We start from the raw sequence: 879 nt of genomic DNA on the forward strand, positions 1-879 counted from the left end.
GCGGGCGTTCGGTGTTGTACTCGACGCGCCAGTCTTCGATCAAGGATTTGGCTTGGCGCAGCGACATGAACCAATGCTCATTCAGGCATTCATCGCGGAATTTTCCGTTGAAGCTCTCGATGTATGCATTCTCCACGGGCTTGCCTGGTCTGATGAACGACAGCTTCACGCCGACCTGATAGGCCCAAGCATCCAAGGCTCTGCCAGCAAACTCCGGGCCGTTGTCCACGGTGATGGATTTGGGCAACCCACGCAGTTCCGCAAGCCGTTGCAGCACCTGCGCCACCCGCAATCCCGGCAGTGATGTATCGACCTCGATGGCAAGACACTCGCGCGTGTAGTCATCGACGATGTTCAAGCACCGGAACCTGCGGCCATAGGCCAGACCGTCGGACACGAAGTCCATCGACCAGCTCTGATTCGGCGCCGTCGCAACGGGACGAACTACCCGTTCTGCGGGAGCGATGCGCTTGCGGCGACGCTTACGAACGCTCAAGCCGGCTTGGCTGTAAAGCCGCCAGACCCGCTTGTGATTCGTCTGCCAGCCTTCACGGCGAAGCAGAATATGGATGCGCCGATAGCCGTAGCGTCGCTTGAGCGCTGCCATCTCCTTCATGCGCTCGGTCAATGCCACGTCGCCCGTACGCTTACTTTCATAAGCGAACAGCGACCGGGAAATGCCTACCAGCCCGCAGGCCCGGGTGATACCCATGCCGCGCTCGGTCATCAACGTTCTGACCGCTTCGCGTTTGGCCTGCGGGCTTGTTACTTTCGGCTCAAAAGGTCCTGAAGCGCAGCCTTGTCCAGCATCGATTCAGCCAACAGCTTCTTGAGCTTGTTGTTCTCTTGCTCCAGCTCCTTCAGTCGCTGGGCGTCCGA

Annotated in this window: 1 protein-coding gene; it reads right to left on the reverse strand. The window is 59.3% G+C overall.

The features are described from left to right. The coding region (locus tag AC6LJ5_RS30330; RefSeq protein WP_498142453.1) for an IS3 family transposase at nucleotides 1–727 on the reverse strand (727 nt) is incomplete at its 3' end. Nucleotides 728–879: the final 152 nt, after the last annotated feature.

Source organism: Achromobacter sp. 1011791174 (assembly GCF_059760925.1).